At 59.5% G+C, this 21,593-nt stretch carries 24 protein-coding genes; 4 read left to right on the forward strand and 20 right to left on the reverse strand.

The genetic code is table 11. From position 1 onward, the window contains the following. Positions 1 to 7 precede the first annotated feature (7 nt). Positions 8 to 535 carry a YHS domain-containing (seleno)protein gene (locus ACK9YZ_RS14140; RefSeq protein ID WP_416064238.1) on the forward strand — a complete coding sequence of 176 codons (528 nt, stop codon included), beginning with the start codon at positions 8 to 10 and terminating at the stop codon, positions 533 to 535. On the opposite strand, the gene ACK9YZ_RS14145 is transcribed toward ACK9YZ_RS14140, so the two are convergent. The 4 genes from ACK9YZ_RS14145 to ACK9YZ_RS14160 form a co-directional block, all read right to left on the reverse strand. Next, positions 536 to 2,749, reverse strand: a complete 2,214-nt coding sequence (locus ACK9YZ_RS14145; RefSeq protein ID WP_416064239.1) for an adenylate/guanylate cyclase domain-containing protein — start codon at positions 2,747 to 2,749, stop codon at positions 536 to 538. Between the two features lie 173 nt (positions 2,750 to 2,922). Continuing rightward, positions 2,923 to 3,135, reverse strand: a complete 213-nt coding sequence (locus ACK9YZ_RS14150; protein WP_416064240.1) for a hypothetical protein — start codon at positions 3,133 to 3,135, stop codon at positions 2,923 to 2,925. A 62-nt stretch (positions 3,136 to 3,197) separates the two neighbouring features. Continuing rightward, positions 3,198 to 4,541 carry an O-antigen ligase family protein gene (locus ACK9YZ_RS14155; protein WP_416064241.1) on the reverse strand — a complete coding sequence of 448 codons (1,344 nt, stop codon included), beginning with the start codon at positions 4,539 to 4,541 and terminating at the stop codon, positions 3,198 to 3,200. Continuing rightward, positions 4,535 to 5,272: a glycosyltransferase family 25 protein gene (locus tag ACK9YZ_RS14160; RefSeq protein WP_416064242.1), complete on the reverse strand. Its 738-nt coding sequence runs from the start codon at positions 5,270 to 5,272 to the stop codon at positions 4,535 to 4,537. Before ACK9YZ_RS14160 ends, ACK9YZ_RS14155 begins: the two co-directional genes overlap by 7 nt. A gap of 230 nt (positions 5,273 to 5,502) precedes the next feature. Here ACK9YZ_RS14160 and ACK9YZ_RS14165 point away from each other — a divergent pair, with 230 nt between their 5' ends. After that, a complete protein-coding gene (locus ACK9YZ_RS14165) occupies positions 5,503 to 6,246 on the forward strand; it encodes an SIMPL domain-containing protein (protein WP_416064243.1) in 744 nt (247 codons plus the stop codon). 109 nt (positions 6,247 to 6,355) lie between these two features. Here the strand turns inward: ACK9YZ_RS14165 and ACK9YZ_RS14170 are convergent, their stop codons facing one another. Next, positions 6,356 to 6,739, reverse strand: coding sequence for a hypothetical protein (locus tag ACK9YZ_RS14170; protein WP_216755294.1), 384 nt, complete (start codon positions 6,737 to 6,739; stop codon positions 6,356 to 6,358). A gap of 113 nt (positions 6,740 to 6,852) precedes the next feature. Between ACK9YZ_RS14170 and ACK9YZ_RS14175 the strand changes: the two genes are divergently transcribed. Beyond that, positions 6,853 to 7,799 (forward strand): IS630 family transposase gene (locus tag ACK9YZ_RS14175; protein WP_416064054.1). Its coding sequence is split into 2 segments (ribosomal slippage): positions 6,853 to 7,191 and positions 7,194 to 7,799, totalling 945 coding nucleotides; the frame shifts between segments, so codons are not numbered across the junction. A gap of 149 nt (positions 7,800 to 7,948) precedes the next feature. On the opposite strand, the gene ACK9YZ_RS14180 is transcribed toward ACK9YZ_RS14175, so the two are convergent. The 7 genes from ACK9YZ_RS14180 to ACK9YZ_RS14210 form a co-directional block, all read right to left on the reverse strand. Continuing rightward, the gene (locus ACK9YZ_RS14180; RefSeq protein ID WP_216755295.1) at positions 7,949 to 8,254 is read right to left on the reverse strand and encodes a hypothetical protein; all 306 of its coding nucleotides are present in this window, start codon (positions 8,252 to 8,254) and stop codon (positions 7,949 to 7,951) included. Between the two features lie 123 nt (positions 8,255 to 8,377). Then, complete coding sequence (locus ACK9YZ_RS14185) at positions 8,378 to 8,800, reverse strand: secondary thiamine-phosphate synthase enzyme YjbQ (RefSeq protein WP_216755296.1); 423 nt, start codon at positions 8,798 to 8,800, stop codon at positions 8,378 to 8,380. A 73-nt stretch (positions 8,801 to 8,873) separates the two neighbouring features. Further along, a complete protein-coding gene (locus tag ACK9YZ_RS14190; RefSeq protein WP_416064244.1) occupies positions 8,874 to 9,227 on the reverse strand; it encodes a DUF1428 domain-containing protein in 354 nt (117 codons plus the stop codon). Between the two features lie 109 nt (positions 9,228 to 9,336). Beyond that, positions 9,337 to 10,560 (reverse strand): MFS transporter, encoded by a 1,224-nt coding sequence (locus tag ACK9YZ_RS14195; protein WP_416064245.1) that lies wholly within the window; start codon positions 10,558 to 10,560, stop codon positions 9,337 to 9,339. A 154-nt stretch (positions 10,561 to 10,714) separates the two neighbouring features. Then, a complete protein-coding gene (locus tag ACK9YZ_RS14200; protein ID WP_416064246.1) occupies positions 10,715 to 11,341 on the reverse strand; it encodes a hypothetical protein in 627 nt (208 codons plus the stop codon). 141 nt (positions 11,342 to 11,482) lie between these two features. Then, positions 11,483 to 11,881 carry a DUF427 domain-containing protein gene (locus tag ACK9YZ_RS14205; RefSeq protein WP_416064247.1) on the reverse strand — a complete coding sequence of 133 codons (399 nt, stop codon included), beginning with the start codon at positions 11,879 to 11,881 and terminating at the stop codon, positions 11,483 to 11,485. 223 nt (positions 11,882 to 12,104) lie between these two features. Beyond that, positions 12,105 to 13,040 (reverse strand): phytanoyl-CoA dioxygenase family protein, encoded by a 936-nt coding sequence (locus ACK9YZ_RS14210; protein ID WP_216755301.1) that lies wholly within the window; start codon positions 13,038 to 13,040, stop codon positions 12,105 to 12,107. A 136-nt stretch (positions 13,041 to 13,176) separates the two neighbouring features. Between ACK9YZ_RS14210 and ACK9YZ_RS14215 the strand changes: the two genes are divergently transcribed. Continuing rightward, positions 13,177 to 14,040 carry a helix-turn-helix domain-containing protein gene (locus ACK9YZ_RS14215; RefSeq protein WP_216755302.1) on the forward strand — a complete coding sequence of 288 codons (864 nt, stop codon included), beginning with the start codon at positions 13,177 to 13,179 and terminating at the stop codon, positions 14,038 to 14,040. Here the strand turns inward: ACK9YZ_RS14215 and ACK9YZ_RS14220 are convergent. The 8 genes from ACK9YZ_RS14220 to rpoD form a co-directional block, all read right to left on the reverse strand. Beyond that, entirely contained in the window at positions 14,037 to 14,924 is an 888-nt protein-coding gene (locus tag ACK9YZ_RS14220) for a DMT family transporter (RefSeq protein ID WP_216755303.1), read from the reverse strand. The genes ACK9YZ_RS14215 and ACK9YZ_RS14220 overlap by 4 nt on opposite strands. 72 nt (positions 14,925 to 14,996) lie before the next feature. Then, entirely contained in the window at positions 14,997 to 15,797 is an 801-nt protein-coding gene (locus ACK9YZ_RS14225; protein WP_416064248.1) for an AraC family transcriptional regulator, read from the reverse strand. A gap of 120 nt (positions 15,798 to 15,917) precedes the next feature. Continuing rightward, complete coding sequence (locus ACK9YZ_RS14230; RefSeq protein WP_416064249.1) at positions 15,918 to 16,715, reverse strand: APH(3') family aminoglycoside O-phosphotransferase; 798 nt, start codon at positions 16,713 to 16,715, stop codon at positions 15,918 to 15,920. Between the two features lie 50 nt (positions 16,716 to 16,765). Beyond that, on the reverse strand, positions 16,766 to 16,927 hold the full coding sequence (locus ACK9YZ_RS14235; protein WP_183731361.1) for a hypothetical protein: 162 nt from the start codon (positions 16,925 to 16,927) through the stop codon (positions 16,766 to 16,768). 104 nt (positions 16,928 to 17,031) lie between these two features. Next, positions 17,032 to 18,135, reverse strand: a complete 1,104-nt coding sequence (locus ACK9YZ_RS14240; protein ID WP_416064250.1) for a DUF930 domain-containing protein — start codon at positions 18,133 to 18,135, stop codon at positions 17,032 to 17,034. 34 nt (positions 18,136 to 18,169) lie between these two features. Next, positions 18,170 to 18,910 (reverse strand): DUF930 domain-containing protein, encoded by a 741-nt coding sequence (locus tag ACK9YZ_RS14245; RefSeq protein ID WP_416066742.1) that lies wholly within the window; start codon positions 18,908 to 18,910, stop codon positions 18,170 to 18,172. Positions 18,911 to 19,018: 108 nt separating this feature from the next. Beyond that, positions 19,019 to 19,312 (reverse strand): GYD domain-containing protein, encoded by a 294-nt coding sequence (locus tag ACK9YZ_RS14250; RefSeq protein ID WP_416064251.1) that lies wholly within the window; start codon positions 19,310 to 19,312, stop codon positions 19,019 to 19,021. Between the two features lie 219 nt (positions 19,313 to 19,531). Continuing rightward, on the reverse strand, positions 19,532 to 21,586 hold the full coding sequence (rpoD, locus tag ACK9YZ_RS14255; protein WP_416064252.1) for an RNA polymerase sigma factor RpoD: 2,055 nt from the start codon (positions 21,584 to 21,586) through the stop codon (positions 19,532 to 19,534). Positions 21,587 to 21,593: the final 7 nt, after the last annotated feature.

Consider the following 21,593-nt stretch of genomic DNA (forward strand, 5'->3'; position numbering starts at 1 on the left):
CATTGAAATGTCTCACTGGAATGGATTTGTGAAGGCTGCAGCTACAGGCGGCATCGCCGTCCTGCTGCTGGCAAACGAGGCCACAGCCGAAGACTTCGTCAACACGGGCTATTTCGGGGATGTGGCGATCAAGGGCTATGACCCGGTCGCCTATTTCACAGATGATAAGGCCGTGGAAGGATCACCGCAATATTCCCACCACTGGCTGGGCGCGACCTGGTATTTCGCCAGCGCCGAACATCGTGACATATTCGCCAAGGATCCCGGCAAATATGCCCCGCAATATGGCGGCTACTGCGCCGATGGCGTGTCCTTCGGAACGGTAACGACCAATATCGATCCGAAGGCCTGGCGGATCATCGATGGCAAGCTCTATATCAGCTATGATCCGGGTGCGGCCGAAGGGCTGGTGAAGAACCCAACGAAGGTGGTGGATTCCCAAAAACACTGGTCGGAAGTGCAGAACATCCTGATCTCGGAGAAGGCGCAGAAAGACTGGCAGCATCCCTCTGCCCAGCAGCTGACCAATCGGTGATCAGCCCCCGATAGAGAAGAATTTCAGCGCCTGCGGCGTGACATGCACATATGTCGCGCCGGGCTCGTCGGCAGCGCGATTGCGATAAACGTTCCCGCAGACCATCCGATCCAGGAAATAGCCTGGGAACTTTTCGCAGAGCCAGTCCCCCTGAATTTCGACCGTGCCTGTTATGTTGGTATTGGCGCTGCGATAGGCGGTATTGCCCGCGTTGTCGAAGAACTGGACGAATTGCGTGCCGTTGCGGTGTTTGCCGGTCCAGGTCTTGTCGCTGATGAGGTCTCGCAACTGATCGCCGGGGACCTGATCGCCCTTCTCGCCCCGAAATCCGAAGGGCCATTCGGGAATTCCGGCCTTCTGCAGCCTGCTCAAATGCAGGTTCAGATCGTCCTTGCGCCAGTAGTCGTAGAGATAGCTGTAATAGGTCAGGTTGCTTTCGGGAAAGAGCGCCAGCAGCTTCGTCTTCTCCTGAAGGCTGCGCGCCTTATCGCCGTCATCGATGTAGGCTGCCGTGAGAAACTCGCGCGCAGCCTCCGCTTTGGGAAGCGCGTCGCGGGCAGCCTCCATCAGCGAGATCGCCCGGTCCTCGTCTCCAACGATGTAGAAGACGATACCAGCCAGCAGTTGGAAGCCTGATGATGGCGAAGGATCCAAGCGAAGCGCCTTTTCCATTTCGCTGATCGCCTGATCATGATCGCCGATATGAGCGAGCACGAGGGCCAAATTGCCATTGGCTTCAGCGTCGCTCGGCTGCGCCTGCACGGCACGGTTTGCCGATATCAGTGCCTCGGTCTGGCGGCCATCGACCAATTGCAGCAGAGCAAGCACGGTATGCGCCCGCGCATTGCTCGGATCGATCTTCAATGCCTGCCCTGCCGCGTCATAGGCGATCTTGCGGGCAACAGCCGCCGACCAGAGGATGTTGTAGTCGTTGCGCCAGACATCGACGGCAATGCGGGCAATCCCCGCATGCGCATCCGCAAAGTTCGGATCGAGGTCGATCGCCTTCTGATAATAGGACAGTGCCTCGCGATAGGTCACCACGTCCCCATAGGTGAGACCCGCCTGCTCGGCGCGCATATAGTAATCATAGGCCTCGAGATTCTCCGTCGGGATCTGCGCCAGCTGCGTGCGCTCGCCCTCGCTCAGCCTGATGGCAAGCGCTGCGATGATCTTGCCGATCACGTCATCCTGGACTGCGAAGAGGTCGGCATATTCGCGGTCGTAGCGCTCGGCCCAGAGGGAAAGCCCGGTCAGCGCATCGATCAGTTTGACATTGATGCGCAATCGCGAGCCGGCGCGCTGCAGCGTGCCTTCAAGCACATAATGGACACCAAGTTCGGCGGCCACATCCTGTATCTTGCCGCCATCATCGCGCACCGCAAAGACGGAATGGCGCGCGATGACGAAGAGGCCGGAGACTTTCGAGAGTTCCGTAATCAGGTCATCGGTCAGGCCTTCGGCGAGATGATCGTGCTCGACGTCGCCGCTGACATTGATGAATGGCAATACGGCGACGGATGGTTTGTCGGGCAAAGGATAGGCAAAACGCCCGGTAATCGATGGGGTTTCAAGGAGCACCCATGGCTGCCACCACAGCGCCGCTGCTGCCGGAACGAGAAGGATCGCAACGGCTGTTGCTGCGATGCGCCAGCGGCCAGGATATCGGCGGGCGTTGGCAGCTCTGTTTGCCGCCAATGGGCCGAGCAAGACACGATAGACCCGCACGGGCTCGGCAATGCTTTTGAGCCTCTGCTCGCCGAGCGAGACGAAACCGACGTCGAGTTTCGATTTCACCTGGTCGTAGGCTGGGCCTGAGATCGCTATTCCACCGGGTTCGGCGAGCGACTGCATGCGGTCGGCCAGGTTGACGCCATCGCCATGAATATCGTCACCCTCGACAATGATGTCACCAAGGTTGATGCCGATGCGGAAATCGAGACGGCGATCGGCCGGGATCTCAGCATTATGCTTCGCCTTCAGCTTCTGCACGTCCACTGCGCAGCGCATGGCGTCGACGACGCTGTGAAACTCGACCAGCAGCCCGTCGCCCATGGTTTTGACCAACCGCCCGCTATGCTCGGCTATCGAAGGCTCGACAATCTCTCTCAGGTCCGCCTGGAAACGAAGACGCGTCCCCTCCTCGTCGACCTGGCTTAGACGGCCATAGCCCACGACATCGGCAATCAGGACAGCTGCAAGGCGGCGCTCCATGCCAGTCTCTTCCCCCGAAAGGACGACAGCGGCAGCATCTTACAGTACCGCCATAGCCGATACCATCGACGGTGAAAGGGAAGGTCCTCAGCCTGTTGCGGGGTGGCCTGAGGCCGCACCACTGTCACATCACTGTCATATTCTGCATAGGTGGCATGCCAAAATGCCCATTGTTACGGCATCACGCACAAATTATATGCTCGCCGGCTAACAAAAATAAGAAAAGTGAGCTTGCTATGCACTTGATTTTCAAACGCCGCAAAAGCGGCTTCATGCAACGGATCGTTAATGGCTTCGGTTCTGCCCAGCAGCGCTATCGTGATGCGCGCGAGGCAAGGAAGACCGCCATCCATCCTTCGTTTCTGGACGATTTCGGTATCTGACAACGCGGGCGCTCCAACGCAGGAGCGCTCAGCAATCCCTTTCGGGCCGGGGTTTCATCACCATCTCAGGCAGCCTTCCGATCACCAGCGACCATGCTGGCCTCCTGCCTGACCTCCCCCTTCTTCAACATGATCCCGCAGGCAAACCCGACGGCGGAGAACACGAAGAAGAACGATTCGCCGATTGCCAGCCGATTGTTGGAATTGGACAGGATCGTTCCAAGGAAGAACAGTGTGATCATGGTATAGGCCAGCAAAGCGCTGAGGCTGATCAGTTTCTCCCTCCACGCGGCCACGACGCGTCTGTACATGGCGACCGCCAGAATGGCGAAAACGATAATGCCGAAGAGCCCGTGGCGGACGAGCATTTCGAAATAGCCATTGTGAAGCAGCGTATAAGGTACGCTGGCATAAGTCGTAGACTGCCAGAGCGTGAGCCAGTGGTTGCCGGCACCAAAAACTGGCGCCTGGGCAATCACTTCCGAGGCGTTCGCCCAGAGCTGCAGCCGTTCGCTCATCGACTCCGGCGTATCTTTGGACGCGATCGCGGAACTAACGGCATTCCATACGCCATGCGCCGAGATTTCAGTCTCGATCCGTGCGGTTGCCTCATAGGTCGGGCCGGCAAACCTCCAGATATCATCGCCGCCGACAAAAAGTGCCGCTGCGATGAGAGCGAGGACAGCAGCCCCTACCAACGCGGCTCGGCGCCTGTTTGCGTAAAGCAGCAGTGAAGCGAGCATGAGAGGCCCGACGAGGACGAGACTCAGCCAGACGCCTTTCGCCTTGGAGCCGTAAATGTTGAAAAGGCTGAGCGCGATGATGAGCGTCGCGACGGCAACAATCCAGTTGCCGGAACGGCGCTGGAGCTTGCCGGTCTCCCAGGCGTGCAACAGCCAGTAGAGGGCGCCGATCATCAGGAAGCCGCAGCCGATCGCGCCATGGATCAGGTTGTTGTGGTAAAGTGGCGAAATGCGGTCGTCGCCAGCAAGGATCAGCCGATAGTCGGTAGAGATCAGCAGGGCGGCCAGTGCCACCGGGAAATAGATCGCAAAGACCGTTTCAACATGCTTGCGGCTGGAATAGAGCGCGATGCCGACCGCCGGGAAAAACAGCGTAAAGGCGTAGAGCCAATCGGACGCCCCCTTCTCGCCGTAAACGATCAGGCCGAAGAAAAAGCGCAGCAGCGCATAGGCACCCCAGGCAAGGCAGGCATTGGCCAGCCAGTCACCCTTCAGCAGGCGAAAATTCGGCCTGAAATAGGCATAGGTTGTCCCGATCAGCAGCAGTGCCGCATAGCGATAGATGTCGCTTTCCACAATGGGAGCCGAAATCAACAGCAGCCACAGGATGACAAGGACCGGCTTGAGGTGGGAGGGCGTGGCAATCGGCTCTTCGCTCGCTACCATAGAGAATACCGTACCCTTCTAGCATAATCGGCGGCGCGAAGCAGATGAGTGACGGAGCGGCGTATTCCCGTGAATTTCTGCCGCCTGTAATCGAGCTTCGTCGCAATCGCGGTCTCGTGACTGTTCGCCCCTAGCTCTAGCAGATTGGTCTTGAGCGTAAAGGTATTAACCTTGGTCGACCACCCGCGTTCTATTGCCACATCGAAGGGATAGACCATGACGAACATGGTTCGCAGCAGCTTCTCAGCGCCGGATCGGGTGACGAGGTAGCAGGCCGCCGAGCCCTGCGGCCCGTGAATGCAGCGGCCAATGATATCGCGATATTTCGTCATCGCCTTGTATCTGAATCCATCGGACCGGTGATTGAGAAGCTTGACCAGCTCTGCCTTCGGAACGGTGGCAAGCACCGCCTCCGCGCGCCGCATCAGATCGGCCTGCAGCTCGACATCGTCTTCCATGATGATGGCAGCATCATTGCTGCTGTTCAGAAACTCGGTAAGCGCCTTGAGGTGGCTGCGGTAGCAACCATGCTCGCCCGGCAGATAGTTCCTGCCGTTGCGAAGAAGAAATTGCCGCTGGTTGATATCCGCCTTGTCGTGCGGCTGGATCTGCGAACCGTCCACGCCGGATATCCTGATGATATCAAGCTCCAGCGAATTGGCCTTTCGCGAAAGCTGTTCCCACCGGACGACGGAGCGGTTCAGGTTGATGACATAGGCACCAATTTTCATAAAGGCGGAACTTCAGTATGAGATGGAAAAGCACTTCTTTATAAGGTGATGCTTAATCGCGGGCAACTGCCATATGCCGCCACCATCTACCATGCGTTGTTTCTCCGCCCACACCCTTTGGTCGAATCCATTATTTATAGTAGGGCAATTCTCATGCGCGCTATTGCCGCAATAGCTTCACAATCCGCAGACACAAAGCTCGCAGGGACGCAAACAGCCGAGGAACAAACATGGCGCCGAACTACACCAAGACTGCCTTTCTCACAGCCTTTCTGAGCCTGCCGCTCGCGGCATCCGCTCCGCTTCTGGCGGAGGAGAACCAGCCGCGCGAAGCGGTCATCAACGTATCCGGAGAAGGCGAATCGGCATTGGCTCCCGATATGGCCGTCGTCAATCTCGCCGTGGTCAAGCAGGCAAAGACCGCCCGCGAAGCGCTCGACGAGAACAACAAGGCCATGAAGGAGGTGCTGGCTGCGCTAAAGAAGAGCGGCATTGCCGAGCGCGACCTGCAGACCTCGGGCTTTTCGATCCAGCCGCAGTATAATTACCCGCAGCCGGTCGATAACCAGCCGCAGCCGCCTGAGCTGATCGGCTACCAGACCAGCAATTCGGTCACCGTGCGCGTCCGTGACCTTTCCAAACTGGGAGAAATCATCGACCAGTCCGTCACGCTCGGCATCAATCAGGGCGGCGATATCCAGTTCACCAACGACAAGCCGGAAGCAGCCCTTGAGGAAGCCCGCAAGAACGCCGTCGCCAACGCGATCAAGAAAGCCAAGACGCTGAGCCAAGCCGCCGGCGTCGAGGTCGGCCGCATCATCGAGATCAGCGAGAATGTCGTCCGTCCGATGCCGCAGCCGATCTATCGTGCAGCGATGATGAAGGAAGCCTCCGATGTCGCTGCCGTTCCGGTCCAGGGCGGCGAAAACAGCTACAATGTCACCGTCAGCGTGACGTTCGCGATCGAGCAGTAGAACATTCAGGGCGCTTCGGCGCCCTGCCCCGCGCTAACGCCACTCAAAAGAAAACCGCCCTTGCAGACAGCAGGGGCGGTTTTTTTGTGGTGAAAATCGTACGCCGATATCAGCGGCGCAGGAGCGGGCAACCGCGAACGTTGCCAAAGGTCATCTGGTCGGGACCGCGACGGCTCCAGCCCTGCACGATGACACGGCGTGGCGTGACATCGACGACGCGCGTGCGGCGCAGGCCGTAATCCTCGGCGATATTTTCCGCCATGCGCGGATCGCAGCCGCCACGCGGCGGGCGACCGTAACCCGGCGGAGGCAGAGGCGGACGGCCGTATCCCGGCGGCGGTGGCGGCGGGCGGCGCCAATCAGGCGGCGGCGGACCACGGTCCGGTTCGCCGATAATGATATTCACCTGCGCGGAAGCCGGCACAACGGTACCGGCCAGCGCAGCAGCGGAAAGAAGGGCGGCAAGCCCCGCCTTCGCCAGAAACTGCATCATGAAAAAGATCCTCGTGGTTAGAGCGGGATGATTTTAGATGGAATCGAAAAGGGGATTCCCTTTTTCCCGCAAATCAGATTCACCATTGAGACCGGTAAAGGAGGCCGGTCTTTATGGCAAAACCTTTTTCCGATGATTTGCGGGAACGCGTTGTCGGCGCGGTGACGCGCGAAGGATTGTCCTGCCGGGCAGCGGCGAAGCGCTTCGGGATTGGCATCAGCACCGCGATCGATTGGGTGCGGCGCTTTCGCCAGACGGGCAGCGCAGCCCCCGGTCAGATGGGCGGGCACAAGCCACGGGCGATTTGCGATACGCATCGGGAGTGGCTGCTCGAGCGCTGCCGCACACGGGCTTTTACCCTGCGCGGGCTGGTCGCGGAACTGGGCGAGCGTGGCCTGAAGGTCGATTACCGCTCCGTGTGGACCTTCGTGCATGATGAAGGGTTGAGTTATAAAAAAAGACAATGGTCGCCGACGAGCGCGAGCGGCCCGATGTCGCCGCCCGACGGAACCGCTGGCTGAAGCATCGCTATCACGTCGATCCGGCCCGCCTCGTCTTCATCGATGAAACCTGGACGAAGACGAATATGGCGCCGCTCCGGGGCTGGGCGCCGCGCGGCGAACGGTTGCCCGGTCAGGCGCCCTTCGGCCATTGGAACACCATGACGTTCATTGCCGCCCTGCGCGCCGACCGCGTCAGCGCGCCATGGATCATCGACGGCCCGATCAATGGCGAGCGGTTCCTGATCTATGTGGAAAAGGTGCTGGTCCCCGAACTCAAGCCAGACGATATCGTCGTGATGGACAATCTGGGCTCACACAAGGCAAAAGCAATCCGCACCGCGATCCGCAAGGCTGGGGCCAAACTGTTCTTCCTGCCCAAATACTCCCCTGACCTCAATCCCATCGAAAAGCTCTTTGCCAAGATCAAGCATTGGCTACGCGAGGCACAGGCCAGAACTCGCCACGCGATCGACGAGGCCATCGCAGCCATCCTCAAGACAGTTTCACCACAGGAATGCCAAAACTACTTCAAGGAAGCCGGATATGAACGGACTTAAAATCATCCCGCTCTAGTAGCCGCGCGCGGGCAATTGCCGAAGCCTGTTTCGGAATCACTTACATACAGTTCCGAGAGAAGACGGTCTAAAGTGTCGCGGTCAAGGCAAAATGGCCGAAGCGCAGGTTTTCCCGGCTCCGGCCGATGGAATTAGCGGTACATGACAGGGCAGCCGCGCACGTTGGCGAAAGTCATGCGGTCCCAGCCACGGCGATCCCGGCCGGCAACGACGACCCGGCGCGGTGTGATGTTGAAAACGCGCACGTCGCGCAGGCCGGAATAACGGGCCTTGCGGATGGCCTCCATCGGCGAGCAACCGCGAACTGGCGGACGGTGGTACTGCGCCTTGACGACGAAGTCCGTCTGCGGCGCGGCGAAAGCGACAGAACCCGCGAGCGGGATGGAACTCAGAGCAAGCAGTGCGGCAAGCGAAGCCTTGGCAAGGAAATGCGACATTTGGGGTTGTCTCCTCGTGGTGTTTCCTCGATCTCCCGTTTGGGATTGTCTCGAGACTAAACGCTTGAAGCTGAATGCCGTTCGAACCGCCCATTCAGTTGGCATTCAGAACTGTTAACGGGATCATGGGCTGAGATGCAGGACCACGTCACGCCGATGCGGGTGGTCACGGTGCTCGAAGAGATAGATGCCCTGCCAGGTGCCGAGCACCAGGCGGCCATGGCTGATGGGAATGCCGATCGAAACCTGCGTCAGCGCCGCCTTGATGTGGGCAGGCATGTCGTCCGGCCCCTCCGTCGTATGAACGATCCAGCGCATGGACGGATCGGAAGACGGCGGCACAAGGCGGCGAAAAAAGCTATTGAGATCGGTCTTCACATCGGGATCGGCATTTTCCTGGATGAGCAGCGAGCAGGAGGTATGACGGACGAAGACCGTCAGCAACCCCTCCTCCATGCCGGACTGGCGCACGAAGGTATTGGCCTGATCGGTGAATTCGTAGAGGCCCTGGCCGCGGGTGGAAAGTGTTATTGTTGTCTGAGGCAAGGCGGGCTCCGTCGCAAATTGTCCCTGCGAGGTGGCGCGCCCTGCCTCTGGAGTCAATGGAAATGAGTTAAAACTAGAGCCGCAGCAGTTCCTCGAAACCGCCGTAGATCATGCGCTTGCCGTCAAATGGCATCTTCCATTTGTCGCTGGAAAGGCACGGATCGGCCATGACCTTGGTATTGATCTCGTCGCGGTGCTGCCTGGATTCGTAGAGGATCCACGAAAAGACCACCACCTCGTCATCCCTGGCCATGACAGCGCGCGGAAATGAGGTCATTTCGCCATAGGGCACGTCATTGCCGAGGCACTCGACATATTCGAGCGCACCATATTCCTTCCAGATCGACCCGGCACAGGCGGAGAATTCCTTATAGGCATCGACATTCTCGCGGGGAACGGCGACGATGAAACCATCAACATAAGACATTGCACTTCTCCTCTTGCGTTAACGTCCGAAGGACGTTCGACGCCGGTCACATCCGACATTGCCGCGTCAATTAACGCCCGCGGCCGTGCGGCAAGGAGATGAGAGCCCATCAGCCCTGAAGGGTCTTTACCTTGAGGAGATCGGGGAAAAGCCGCGTCCACAAGAGCACGACGGCGATCGTACCGACTCCGCCGACAATGCCGGCTGCGACCGGACCGACCACACCGGCAAGCATGCCGGATTCGAACTCGCCGAGCTGGTTCGAGGTGCCGATGAAGAGCGAATTGACGGCATTGACACGCCCGCGCATCTCATCCGGCGTCAAAAGCTGAACCAGCGAACTGCGAACGACGACGCTGACCGTATCGGACGCACCGATGACCAGCAGCGCCAGAACCGAAAGCGCGATGTTGGTGGAAAGCGAGAATACGATGGTGGCGACACCGAAAACCGCGACTGCAAACAGCATCTTGCGGCCGACATCCGATGTCAGCGGCCGTCGCGCCAACACAATCGACATGGCAAGCGCACCGATTGCAGGTGCCGCGCGCAGCATGCCGAGCCCCCACGGGCCGGCATGCAGGATATCACTGGCAAACATCGGCAACAGCGCCGTGGCGCCGCCAAGCAGAACCGCGAAAAGATCGAGCGAGATGGTGCCGAGCATCACCGGCCGGCTGCGAATGAAGGAAACCCCGGCGAAGACGGACGACAAAGTCACCGGCTCACGTTTCGAGGGCGCCCATTCCATGCGGATCGAAATCACGTTGAAACTCGCCGCGGCAAACAGCACGGCCGACATCGCAAAGGGAGCGACAGGGCTCACGCCGTAGAGAAGACCGCCAAGCGAAGGACCGATGATCAACGCCGTCTGCATCATCGAGGTCGAGGTGGCAATCGCTTTCTGCAGCATCGAAGCCGGCACGATATTCGGCAGGAGCGCCGCCATGGTCGGTCTTTCGAAGGCGACAACAGCCCCCATGATGGTGACCGCAACAAGCATTCCAGCCGGCGAAAGCCATTGCTGCCACGTCGCTATCGCCAGCACCAGCGAAGTAATCGCTTCGACGAGTTGGCAGGCAAGTCCGATCCGTCGGCGATCGAACCGGTCGGCGACATGGCCGACGACGAAGGTCAGAACAGCCATCGGCAGAAACTGGCAGAAGCCGACAAGGGCAAGCGCGAAGGCGCTATGTGTTTGTTCGTAGATCATCCATCCCATGGCGATCGCCACGGACTGAAGGGAAAGCGAGGAGAAGACCCGGGAAGCAGCGAAATTCAGATAGCCGGGATGGCGCAGAACGCTCTCCCGCTCTTTCACTATTATGTCCATTGTTCAGTCACCGGCCTGCGGCCAAGCCCCAGGCACTTATAGGAATCTTATAAGAACGGAACGGTGTTCTGCTCGAAAATGTTCTATGTCAACAGGAATAAGCTTCGGCGCGCAATTGCCGCATCAACGTGGAGGTGGGCAACAGCCCGACGATCTAGCACGCGGCGGTACAAAGCTGGTCGCGCATGTTGAGCAGCCAAATGGTCTCCTCCATGACACCGAGGATTGCCGAACGCAAATCCGGGCCGACAAGAGCGAGCAGTTCGTTCTGCGAACTGCCTATGGTCTCCGTGCCGCTTAGAAGCTTCCTCATCTGCTCGACGGAGGGAGTGGTAGAAATCGCAGCCGCATCCTGAATGTCCGCAGAAGGAATACCCATCCAGGCAAGTGCCGAAGCAACGAGCACTTTGGAGAGCGCCCGGCACAGCGGACAGGGCAATTCCCCTGATATATTGACCATCTTCCGCTTGAAGCAGGCGATCGTCGCCCGGACTTTGCTGTTGATGGCCGCGAACACGCCGACAGCAACCCTTCGAGCAACTTCGACAGGTCTCACGATGTAGACCCTTTGCCGGCTCCGGAGTGAAGAGGCGGCACTATTTTCCTCATCGAAACCCTGAACAAGGAAATCGCCTCTCCCTGCCAGTATTTCCAGGAGGATCAGAACGTATCCGTCGCTGCGAAAGACATCGAATTCAAGATTGAATAAACCATCGCCGAGGCCTTCAACGATACGAATATCCAATACTTCGGAGCGAAGCTCCACCTGATCCAGTTTCATGAGGTCCCCGGCCTGCAGTATTCCTCGCGCGCGACGAGAATACTGCAACCTGAGGGGGATTCATATTAACCCAATACGCTTACACGTCCGGCGTCATTTTTCCCGATGCGATCGATCAGAAGGTGGAAGTCAAGTTATCCCTTAGAACTGCCCCGCTTCGGGCGACGGCAACTCTTCGATGGAATCGACCCTATCAGGATAAAAGGCCATATGGCCCTTGATGTTGGCAACGGCGGGATGGGGCGCCTCATACGTCCAGATCGCATTCTTCGAACGCTCGCCGCCATCAGGAATGCTGTAATAGGAGGCATCCCCCTTATAGGGGCAATGACTCTCGTGGTCGGTGCGCTCCAGCAGCGATATATCCACGTCCTTCCGTGGAATATACTGCACCGGCGGATAGGAAGCCTCGCGAAGCGTCAGCGCATCATGCGTATCGGCGATCACGCGGCCGCCGAGCTTGACGACGACGCGGGAGGGATTGTGTTCGACGGTGATCGGATGATCCGGCCCCGGAATCTTGATCGGCTTGCCTGACATGAATGTCATCTCCGGATTGATATCTCTCCGAAAGAGATAGGGTAGGCAAACGGCCATCCCAAGGGGTCAGCGGTCCCCTCCTCGTTCTCGGCCGATTTCACCCGCAGATGTGCGGATGAGGGACAGCATCGGCAGATTCGTGCCGGACCGCGCAAGCATAACGCCGATGATAGTGAAAGAGCCGCGGAGTGTTCTCCTCCGCGGCTTGTGATCTTATATCGTCTTACCAGCGGTCGAGGCCGAGCAGCTTGCGGCCGAGCGGCGTCAGCTCGGCGGTCTTGGCATTGTGCTTTTCCCATTCGCGCGGATCGCCAGGGAAGGCATCGCGCTTGGGATGGTCGAGCTCTCGCCACAGACGGATCCGTTCCTCACGTTCCTCCGCATTGTCGTATTCGGCCGGATGCATGGAGATATATTGCGCCATGCGCACCCGATTATCCGAATGGTTGGGGCGAACGCCGTGGGCGAGCAGTGAATTGAAGATCATCAGGTCACCCGGCTCCATGTCGATATTGACGACTGAAAGGCCGGTCATATCGGGATGCATCGGATCACGGTCCTCGGGCTGCGTCTTCACCCATTCGTCGAAATGCTCGAAGAGATAGGGTACGCACTGGAAGCCACCGACATCGCCGTCCTGCTTCTTGAGGCTCAGCACGCCCTGCACGCCGATCGGCAGCGGCCGGATGGACGTATCGACATCCCAGTGGATGAAGCCGTTGGGATTGCCCTTCACCTTCTTCGGTGGGTTGAGGTTGGCGCGGTCGATCGTCACCCACAGGTCTTCGCGGTCCCAGATATCGACAAAGACGTCATAGACGCGCTTCTCCATCCGGTTATCCCAGAGCGCCTGGTGATTGTAGATCTCCAGCATGCCGGTATTGTTGAGCTCCTTCATCTTGTGCTCGCGGCGCTGCGGCGCATACCAGGTGGAAGGGTCGTTCGGATCCTTCTCGTCAAAACGCCAGAGCACGTCCACAAGCCGCGCGACATTGTCCGCAGGAACGGCCTGGCGAACGATCACATAGCCCTTGGTGATCCAGTGCTGCCAGTCCGCCGCCGAGAGCACCCGCAGCGGCAGCTTCTTCTTGATGTCCTTGAGCTGGGTGGTGACCGACGAGGCCGTCGGATGAGCGTCGCGTTTCACTGCCAGTTCCATGAGATCCTCCCATCATTTGATCCATTCCTGTGGTTTCAGGCTATGATGGGGAGTGTAGCCTCGCATCGCGGCTCATGTTGTGCCACCTTGGCGGATTATGATACTATTCTGGCGTCAATGACCTGAAGGGCGCCCGATGAGGCCTTATCTCGAAATCCTGCCACGGCATGCCGATGCGTCCTGGAGCATGCTGAACCGACGGCTGGATGAGGCGATCCCTTTCCAGTGGCACCACCATCCCGAATTCGAGCTGACCCTGACGCTGAATTCCATCGGCCAGCGCTTCATCGGCGACCATACCGGGGAATATGGGGACGGCGATCTCGTGCTCGTCGGCCCCAACCTGCCGCACACCTGGGTATCCCGCGCGAAATATGACGAGACCACCCCGCATATCGCGCTGGTTCTCTGGTTTCATCCGCACTGGATTCGTCAAGTGACGGCTGGCGCGGTCGAGCTCGCCCCGATCGAAGCGATGCTGTCGCGCGCCGATCGAGGATTACAGTTTTCAAAGGAAACAGCCGACGCCGTGCGCAGCGAAATCGAGGCGGTCTTTTCAAAACCACCCGCCGAACGGCTCCTATCCCTTTTGAATATTCTCGGACGCGTCGCCACCGACCGGCAGGCATCCGCGCTTGCCAGCACCCCCGGCCAGAGCCCGGAACTGCAGGAGAGCCGTGAGCGCATCGACCGGATTCTCACCCACCTGCATCTGCACTATGCACGCACGATCGGCCTGGAAGAACTGGCCGATATTGCAGCCCTCAGCGTCTCCGGCCTGCACCGGCTCTTCCGTCGCCACACGGGCACGACCGTCTCCGACTATCTGATCCGCATGCGCATCGGCGACGCCTGCGCCCGCCTCTCCGCCACAAGCCAGCCCGTCGGCCATATTGCCGATGCGGTCGGCTATGGTTCGCTCGCAAACTTCAACAGGCAATTCAGGGCACAGACCGGCATGACACCACGGGAGTATCGAAACGTCTTTCGCCGCGCCTAGCTTCTCGCCACCCGACGCAGGCTCGTGAGGCCAAGGCCAATGACGGCCGCCAATACGCAGGCGATCCCGAAAATCTGGTTGGAGCCGATCGCCTCGCCAAGAACCAGGAAGGCGAAAATGACAGCCGTTGCTGGTGCGACGGCCGTGAATAGAGAGGCCTCAGCGCCGCTGACACGCTCCGCTCCCGCATACCAGAGTATGAAGCCGCCGACGGTCGGCACCAGCGCATAGTAGACAACCGCGACCAAAGCGGGTTGCGAAGCGATGCCGATATCATGATGCTCGAACAGAGCTGGCACACCGGCAACGACGAAACCAATGGCTGTCATCAGCGCCGACTGCGTCAGCGGCGGGATCGCCCTCCCGAGCCGCTTGTTCAACAGGATGAATAGCCCCTCGCAGATAACAGCGCCAAAAATCAGCATGTCGCCGGTAAGGGACCCGCTTCCGGCAGCCGGCGAAAAGACGATGGAAAAGACGCCAGCCGCCGCAAGACCGATCGCCAGAAGCAGGAAGCGCTGCGGCCTCTCGCCAAGCACGAGGATGGAGATCGCCGCGGAGACGACAGGCAGCGTGCCGATGATGACGCCGGCATTGGCCGCTGATGTCAGCGACAGGCCCGAGATCAGCAAGGTCGTATATCCGACGCTTCCTGCGCCGGCCTGCGTGACGAGGATCAGCCAGTCCCGCCCGGAAAGCCGCGGCAATCGCGATCCCGTCCAGCGCATCAGGAAAAGGAAGAAGGGAAAAGCCACCGCAAAACGCAAGGCCGTCGCCGTAAAGGGCGGCAACCCGGAGGCGATGACCTTGCTGGCAATCACTGTGCTGCCGACCGTCGTCATGGCCAGTGCGAGATAGATATAACCCTGAAATTCCCGGCTCATCTGCTGCTCCTTTCGAGACGGCAGAAGGAAACAGGCTAAAAGGCATGACGTCTTGAACGAAATTGCAAGCGCTCAGGAACGACCGCGCACATAGGCGCCGGGCGTCAGGCCGTAGCGCGAGACGAAGGCGCGCGTCATATGACTCTGGTCGGCAAAGCCGCTTTCGGCGGCAGCCTCCGCCAGTGGCGCGCCGCGGGCGATCAGCCGGCGGGCAAGATGCACACGCGCCTGGACGAGATAGGCATGCGGCGTAAAACCCGTTACCCTTGCAAAGGCACGCAGCACCTGAAACCGGCTGAGCCCGCTTTCGCGCGCCAGATCGGCGAGTGAAATTTCCGCGACCGGATTGTCGTCGATCAAGCTGCGGGCATAGGCGATGGAATGCGGTACCCCCGCAGGTACCTCCCCCATCCCTGATTCACGCATCGCACCGGCAATGACCGACAGCAGCATTTCCTCGCAACGCAGCCGCTCCTCATTGCCGGTGACGGCAGAAAACAGCGCGCGGAACCGGTTGGCGAGCAGCCTGTCGTGAATGACAGGTCGCGGAATCTCCGAGCGGCGAACACCGCCCTCTGCCGCCTCGCGTGCAAGACCATCCATGACGGCGGGATCGAAGTAGAGAATGCTCCAGGAGCGCGCCTCGCCGATCGGTGAGCCATCATGCACCTCATTCGGATTGACGGTGATGAGATCGCCGGCTTCCGCCTCGACCATGCCGCGCCCGCTCAGTGATTTCTGCGCACCTGAGAAGAGCAGGCCGATGCCGAACTGCTCATGCGTATGGCGTGCGAACCGATGGCCCGTCGTCGCGACCACGGCCTCCACGCCCGGCACGGACGAGTTCAGCATCCTGAACTGGCTGACAGCCATGGTGATCTCCTTCGCAGCCGACTTTGCCAGCCGATGGCGGACCGGGCAAGCGGCTGCGAGAGCATTTGTTTTCGCGCAATTCCGGACGGAAAACCGCTGCACACTTTTGCTGGAGTCGCTTTAAAAGAACTCGTCGAGAAGCTGATAATAGTCCATCTTCACAGGATCGATGATCGACAGGCCGTAGGCATTGAGAAACAGCCGCACGAATTCCTCGCCGAAATTATAGGCGATGCTGTGGCAGGCAAGCGCGATATCCTGATAGCGATCGGCAACGCCAAGGCGGCAGCAATCGATATAGCCGGCAAACCGTCCATCTGCTGCCAGGAAGTTCGGCAGGCAGGCATCGCCATGCGCAATGACGAGATTTTCGCTTGCCGGCCGCAACCGTTGCAATTCTCCGAACAGGAAGAAGGTGCTTTTGCCGAGCCGCTTCTCGTCGAAATCCGTCTCATCGACGACGCCCGCCCGCATACGCGCCTCGGCGACAGCAAGGCGATTGTCCAGACGATGATCGAACGGACAGGCGCTGATATCGAGGCTGTGGAGTGTGCTGAGCGCGGAGGCGAGGACTTCGACGCGCTCTTCCGGCAACAGCATTGCAGCCGTCACGAGATCGGCGCCCGGCAACGCCGTCATCAAGAGGAAGCTGCGTTCGCCATCGCTCTCGTGAGCGATGACCTCGGGGCATGGAAGGCCGCGGCTCGCAAGCCAGACGAGCCTCTCGGCCTCGTCGGCAAGCTCGCAAAACGGACCCGCCTCCTCGACCTTCAGGTAAAGCCCGGGACGCCTTTCGGCTTCCAGGCGGAAAACACATGCCGAGGAACGGCCGAGAGCATCCCGCCGCCATTCATAGCCGCCAAGATGGCTCCGAAGCGAAACCGGAAGCCTGCCATCCTCTTGAAGCGGAACGACCATGACGATCCTGTAATGGAAAGAAGCTCTGCCGGAGAGCCGGTGCTAGCGCCTTAGTGGAAGGTTTCGGCCGGCGCGCTTTCCAGGAGAATTTCGAAAGCCTCTTCCAGGGCCGCGACCAAAATATCGGTCAGCTCGTCTGCCTTGTGTTCCAGAAACATCAGGCTGACAGCTTCTTCCTGACGCTCGAAGAAGTGCTCGATCTCGTTCGACATATCATTTGTCCCTTCGCTACCGTACCATAACGGGCATGGGAAAACGATAGAGATGGTTCCTTGCGCGTGGCTTGTTGCGAATGGAGCGGCCAAGGTGCCGACGACTATTCGCGAATATCGTATTTTCCATACTGGTTACGGGGGATCAAGCCGCCCACTTCGTGGGCAAACGAAACCACCTTCGTGGCATCCACATCCACCTCACAACGGAAACGAACATGGTACCAACCCTTGGCCGTACCAAAAGCTGCATCGTCAATATTCAACAGGGTTCCTGCTGGCAACCCGTACTGGGGCAGTGCATAGGGCTGATAACTCGGAGAACCGTAAGCGAGTTGGGCGCGAAGCTCACTGGCGCAAAGAACGGCCACCCTTTTGCTACGTGGGAGACCGTCGACTGCGGACTGCGCAAGGAAGGCTCCGTCCTCAGTGGAAGAAAACAGCGTCTTGGCATTCGCCAGATCATTGTTCTTCACCACCTCTTTTGGCTTTTCAGGAGTTCTCTGCGCCGGCGCCTTGGTTTGCTCGAGACTGGTCTTGGCTTCACCCGACACATCTGCTGGCGGCCCATTTGGCTCCGGAGAAGCATCAGCGGCCGCAACTTCCGGAAGCTTCACATCATCTGGAACGGGCCTTGATGGAGGCGTCTCAGTTTTTGGTCTCTCGGCGGCGGCCTCTGTGGGCATTTTCTGCGGCTCAACATCGCGCTTTGGCGGCGTCGTCGCCGGCTTTGCTTCGCCTTCAGACGAATTGCCCGCCAACGTTTTTTTTGGACCGCTGTTCTTGTCGCCAAATTCTGTGACAAGACGCATAGGCGGCATAGGCGTCTGCCTCGTTTTTTCTGCCGTCTCTGCGGCAGGTGGAGGTGATTGTGGCGGTGGTGGCGGCGGTGGAGGCGGTGGCTGTTTCGCCTTCGCCTGTTCCTTCGGCTTCTCTTCCTCTTTCGGCTTTTCCTCCGGCTTCTTCTCTTCCGGCGGAGGGACGAGCTCCACCTTCACGCTCTCGTCTTCGGCGGGCTTCGGCTGGATATCAGGCAAACCGAATATGAGGAGCGCAACGATCGGCACATGCAGGAGCACAGACGCGACAACACCCCAGCGAACGCGAGGCTCCTCGTGCTCGTTCTCGTGGTCGGTATCTGCCGGTTCGATGTCTTCTTCTGTCACAGCAGCGATGTGGCCTCTAAAACCGGCAGCATCAAGCCACAAATCAAAAAAACCTCGTGATCATCAGGCCCAAAGCTCATTGGTCGGCTTCGCCATCCTCGGCGATCAGATTGTGCTCCTGCCACTCATCCCTCGGAATAGCCTCACCGATCGCAAAGGCAAAGGCCACGACCGCCTTGCCAGTGGGATCGACTTCACAATGGAACCGGATATTGAACCAATTGCCCTTGCTCCGAAAAGCTCCACCCTCGACCTCGACGCTGGCGCCCCTCACCTTCTCCGGCTTCATGGCATAGGGCGCAACGAGATCCGGCGCAGAGCCAGGCCGGGAACGGCTGACCTGTTCCAAGGCTTCGAGATTGCAGAGCTGCAGATTGCGCTCGCCGCCCGATAATGTAGCGAGCATCTCACGCGCTTTCCGGCTGCGCGGACTGGCCAGCGTCTTCCCCGAAAAGAGCGCTTTTGCCTGCGTCAACTCCGGCGGGCCGGATATGACCGGCTTCGGCAATGCCGGCAAGGAAGGAGCTATTTCTCTCGACGCTGTCTCAGGTGCCGCGGGCGCAACCTCTTCCGCCGCCGAATTCTCTCTGTCCACGCGTCTGTCCGGCGGTTGCCGAACGGCAGGCGACGGAATTGGAGTGGCGATTGCCGACGGTGTCACGACTTGAACGTCGATGCTGTCTTCCGGCGGCGACCTGACAGGCTCCACGTCAGGCAGGAAAGCGAGCAGGAGCAAGCCGATGACCAGATGCAGCACGAGCGACACCGACAAGGCCGGATCGAACTTTCCTCTCTGCAACAGGCCGGCATGTTCCATCGGCAAGGCAAATCCATGCTCTGGGTTCAAGGCGCAGCGACACTGCCAGCGCCGCGGGACAACCGCAACGCCGCATCTGGCTCATCACCAGTTATCGGCCATCCTGACCTATGTGAGCGACGCGATGATGTCGCGATAATGCACTTCCGGAAATGCTTTCAAGGTTTTCGTGCGCACATTGCCGGCCGCAGCAAGGGACAGCGTGAAGCGCGCCATCACGCGGTCATCAGGCGCCTCGCAGACGGCAACCATGTCGTACTCGCCCATGGTGAGATAAAACTTGTCGAATGAACCGCCCATGCTGCCAAGCAGGTTCCTTGCCGCATCCAGCCGCTTGGGAGAGTCCTTCGCGCTCCGGATGCCCTGATCGGTCCAGTTTATCAGCAGAATGTAGGTGGTCATGCTGCACCTCCTGGCGGAGGCCATGGTCACGCGGCACATGATACCGCTCGCACGCCGCAACCGCTCTCTTCCCCCGCAACCGGAATTATAGGCCCGTCACCATATGGGGACAAGCAGCGCGAGAACCATCAATCGGGCTAATCCGCTCATACCTCTCGCGCAAGGAAAAACCCGGCCAGCGAGGCTAACCGGGTTCTGATTTCAATCCTCGTCGACGCTTTAGCTGTCGAGGAACGAGCGCAGCTTGCGAGAGCGGCTCGGATGCTTGAGCTTGCGCAGCGCCTTCGCCTCGATCTGGCGGATACGTTCGCGGGTGACCGAGAACTGCTGGCCGACTTCTTCGAGCGTATGGTCGGTGTTCATGCCGATGCCGAAGCGCATGCGCAACACGCGCTCTTCGCGCGGCGTCAGCGATGCCAGAACGCGGGTCGTCGTCTCGCGCAGGTTCGCCTGGATGGCGGCGTCGATCGGCAGCAGTGCGTTCTTGTCCTCGATGAAATCACCGAGATGCGAATCCTCTTCGTCGCCCACAGGGGTTTCGAGCGAGATCGGCTCCTTGGCGATCTTCAGGACCTTGCGGACCTTTTCGAGCGGCATGGCGAGCTTTTCGGCCAGTTCTTCCGGCGTCGGCTCACGGCCGATTTCATGCAGCATCTGGCGCGAAGTGCGGACGATCTTGTTGATCGTTTCGATCATATGCACCGGAATACGGATCGTACGGGCCTGGTCGGCGATCGAGCGGGTGATCGCCTGACGGATCCACCATGTCGCATAGGTCGAGAACTTGTAGCCACGGCGGTATTCGAACTTGTCGACCGCCTTCATCAGGCCGATATTGCCTTCCTGAATGAGGTCGAGGAACTGCAGGCCGCGGTTCGTGTACTTCTTGGCGATGGAGATGACGAGGCGAAGGTTCGCTTCGACCATTTCCTTCTTGGCGATGCGCGCTTCGCGCTCGCCCTTCTGCACCATATGCACGATGCGGCGGAATTCCGAGATCGAGATGCCGGTTTCCGTTGCGAGATTCTGGATCTCCTGGCGGATGTCGCGGATCGTCGTGTTCTCGCTCTTGGCGAATTCCTTCCAGCCGCGGGCGGCCAGATTGCCGATCGACTTCATCCAGTTCGGATCAAGCTCGGCGCCCTGATATTGTTCCAGGAACGAGTCGCGCTTGACGCCGTAGGATTCGGCCAGCCGCAGCAGGCGGCCTTCGTTCTGCACAAGGCGCTTGTTGATGTCGTAAAGCTGCTCGACCAGCGCATCGATGCGGTTCTGGTTGAGCGACAGCGACTTCACGGCCTTGATCAGTTCGTCCTTGAGCTCCTTGTAGCGGCGCTCCTGGGCGGAAGACAGCGTGCCGGTGGCAGCTAAGCGCTGCTCGACCTGCTGGTCCTGCAGCTTGCGCAGCTTCTTGTAGGTCTCGGCGATGATGTCGAGCGTTTCCATGACCTGCGGGCGAAGCTCGGCTTCCATCGCCGCCAGAGAGAGGTTCGATTCGTCCTCGTCCTCTTCTTCCTCTTCCGGAGGCATGCCTTCGCCGCCGACATCGGTAATGTCGTCGTCACCGGAGCGCGAACGCCGGGTCCTTTCCTTCTCTTCGGCAGCCTTGCGGTCGGCCTCGATCTTCTCGGGGCTCTGGAACTGCGGGGCAGCCTTGGCTTCCGGACCGGAATAGGTCGTTTCGAGATCGATGATCTCGCGCAGGAGCGTGGTGCCTTCGTTGAGTTCGTCGCGCCAGATGATCAGCGCCTGGAACGTCAGCGGGCTCTCACAGAGACCTGCGATCATCGTTTCGCGGCCGGCCTCGATGCGCTTTGCGATGGCGATTTCGCCTTCGCGCGACAGAAGCTCGACGGACCCCATCTCGCGCAGATACATGCGCACCGGGTCGTCGGTACGGTCGGTCGGCTCTTTCTTCTTGGCGGTCGCAAGCGCGGTGCCGCCGGAAGGCGCAAGTTCGCCGCCTTCGCTCTCGTCATCGCCGGAGCTGTCGTCGTCGTCGCCGCCGGAAGCGCCCGCTTCCTCGGCCTCTTCGTCCTCGATGACGTTGATGCCCATGTCCGACAGCATCGACATCGTGTCTTCGATCTGTTCGGACGTCACTTCTTCGGAAGGCAGGACGGCGTTGAGCTCGTCCATCGTCACATAGCCGCGCTTCTTGGCGGCCTTGATCATCTTCTTGACCGCGTCATCGGAAAGATCGAGAAGAGGGCCGTCGCTTGCGCCGTCGCGTTCGACTTCCGCTTCTTCGTTCTCTTTGACCTTCGTTGCCATTTATATC

Origin of the sequence: Rhizobium sp. ZK1 (genome assembly GCF_047782645.1) — a bacterium.
GTDB lineage: Bacteria > Pseudomonadota > Alphaproteobacteria > Rhizobiales > Rhizobiaceae > Rhizobium.

Bases quoted from the DNA above. Each gene is read 5' to 3' on its own strand.
- ACK9YZ_RS14140 (WP_416064238.1), top strand. From the start codon at position 8: ATGTCTCACTGGAATGGATTTGTGAAGGCTGCAGCTACAGGCGGCATC.
- ACK9YZ_RS14145 (WP_416064239.1), bottom strand. From the start codon at position 2,749: ATGGAGCGCCGCCTTGCAGCTGTCCTGATTGCCGATGTCGTGGGCTAT.
- ACK9YZ_RS14155 (WP_416064241.1), bottom strand. From the start codon at position 4,541: ATGGTAGCGAGCGAAGAGCCGATTGCCACGCCCTCCCACCTCAAGCCG.
- ACK9YZ_RS14160 (WP_416064242.1), bottom strand. From the start codon at position 5,272: ATGAAAATTGGTGCCTATGTCATCAACCTGAACCGCTCCGTCGTCCGG.
- ACK9YZ_RS14165 (WP_416064243.1), top strand. From the start codon at position 5,503: ATGGCGCCGAACTACACCAAGACTGCCTTTCTCACAGCCTTTCTGAGC.
- ACK9YZ_RS14170 (WP_216755294.1), bottom strand. From the start codon at position 6,739: ATGATGCAGTTTCTGGCGAAGGCGGGGCTTGCCGCCCTTCTTTCCGCT.
- ACK9YZ_RS14180 (WP_216755295.1), bottom strand. From the start codon at position 8,254: ATGTCGCATTTCCTTGCCAAGGCTTCGCTTGCCGCACTGCTTGCTCTG.
- ACK9YZ_RS14190 (WP_416064244.1), bottom strand. From the start codon at position 9,227: ATGTCTTATGTTGATGGTTTCATCGTCGCCGTTCCCCGCGAGAATGTC.
- ACK9YZ_RS14195 (WP_416064245.1), bottom strand. From the start codon at position 10,560: ATGGACATAATAGTGAAAGAGCGGGAGAGCGTTCTGCGCCATCCCGGC.
- ACK9YZ_RS14200 (WP_416064246.1), bottom strand. From the start codon at position 11,341: ATGAAACTGGATCAGGTGGAGCTTCGCTCCGAAGTATTGGATATTCGT.
- ACK9YZ_RS14205 (WP_416064247.1), bottom strand. From the start codon at position 11,881: ATGTCAGGCAAGCCGATCAAGATTCCGGGGCCGGATCATCCGATCACC.
- ACK9YZ_RS14210 (WP_216755301.1), bottom strand. From the start codon at position 13,040: ATGGAACTGGCAGTGAAACGCGACGCTCATCCGACGGCCTCGTCGGTC.
- ACK9YZ_RS14215 (WP_216755302.1), top strand. From the start codon at position 13,177: ATGAGGCCTTATCTCGAAATCCTGCCACGGCATGCCGATGCGTCCTGG.
- ACK9YZ_RS14220 (WP_216755303.1), bottom strand. From the start codon at position 14,924: ATGAGCCGGGAATTTCAGGGTTATATCTATCTCGCACTGGCCATGACG.
- ACK9YZ_RS14225 (WP_416064248.1), bottom strand. From the start codon at position 15,797: ATGGCTGTCAGCCAGTTCAGGATGCTGAACTCGTCCGTGCCGGGCGTG.
- ACK9YZ_RS14230 (WP_416064249.1), bottom strand. From the start codon at position 16,715: ATGGTCGTTCCGCTTCAAGAGGATGGCAGGCTTCCGGTTTCGCTTCGG.
- ACK9YZ_RS14235 (WP_183731361.1), bottom strand. From the start codon at position 16,927: ATGTCGAACGAGATCGAGCACTTCTTCGAGCGTCAGGAAGAAGCTGTC.
- ACK9YZ_RS14245 (WP_416066742.1), bottom strand. From the start codon at position 18,910: ATGGAACATGCCGGCCTGTTGCAGAGAGGAAAGTTCGATCCGGCCTTG.
- ACK9YZ_RS14250 (WP_416064251.1), bottom strand. From the start codon at position 19,312: ATGACCACCTACATTCTGCTGATAAACTGGACCGATCAGGGCATCCGG.
- rpoD (WP_416064252.1), bottom strand. From the start codon at position 21,586: ATGGCAACGAAGGTCAAAGAGAACGAAGAAGCGGAAGTCGAACGCGAC.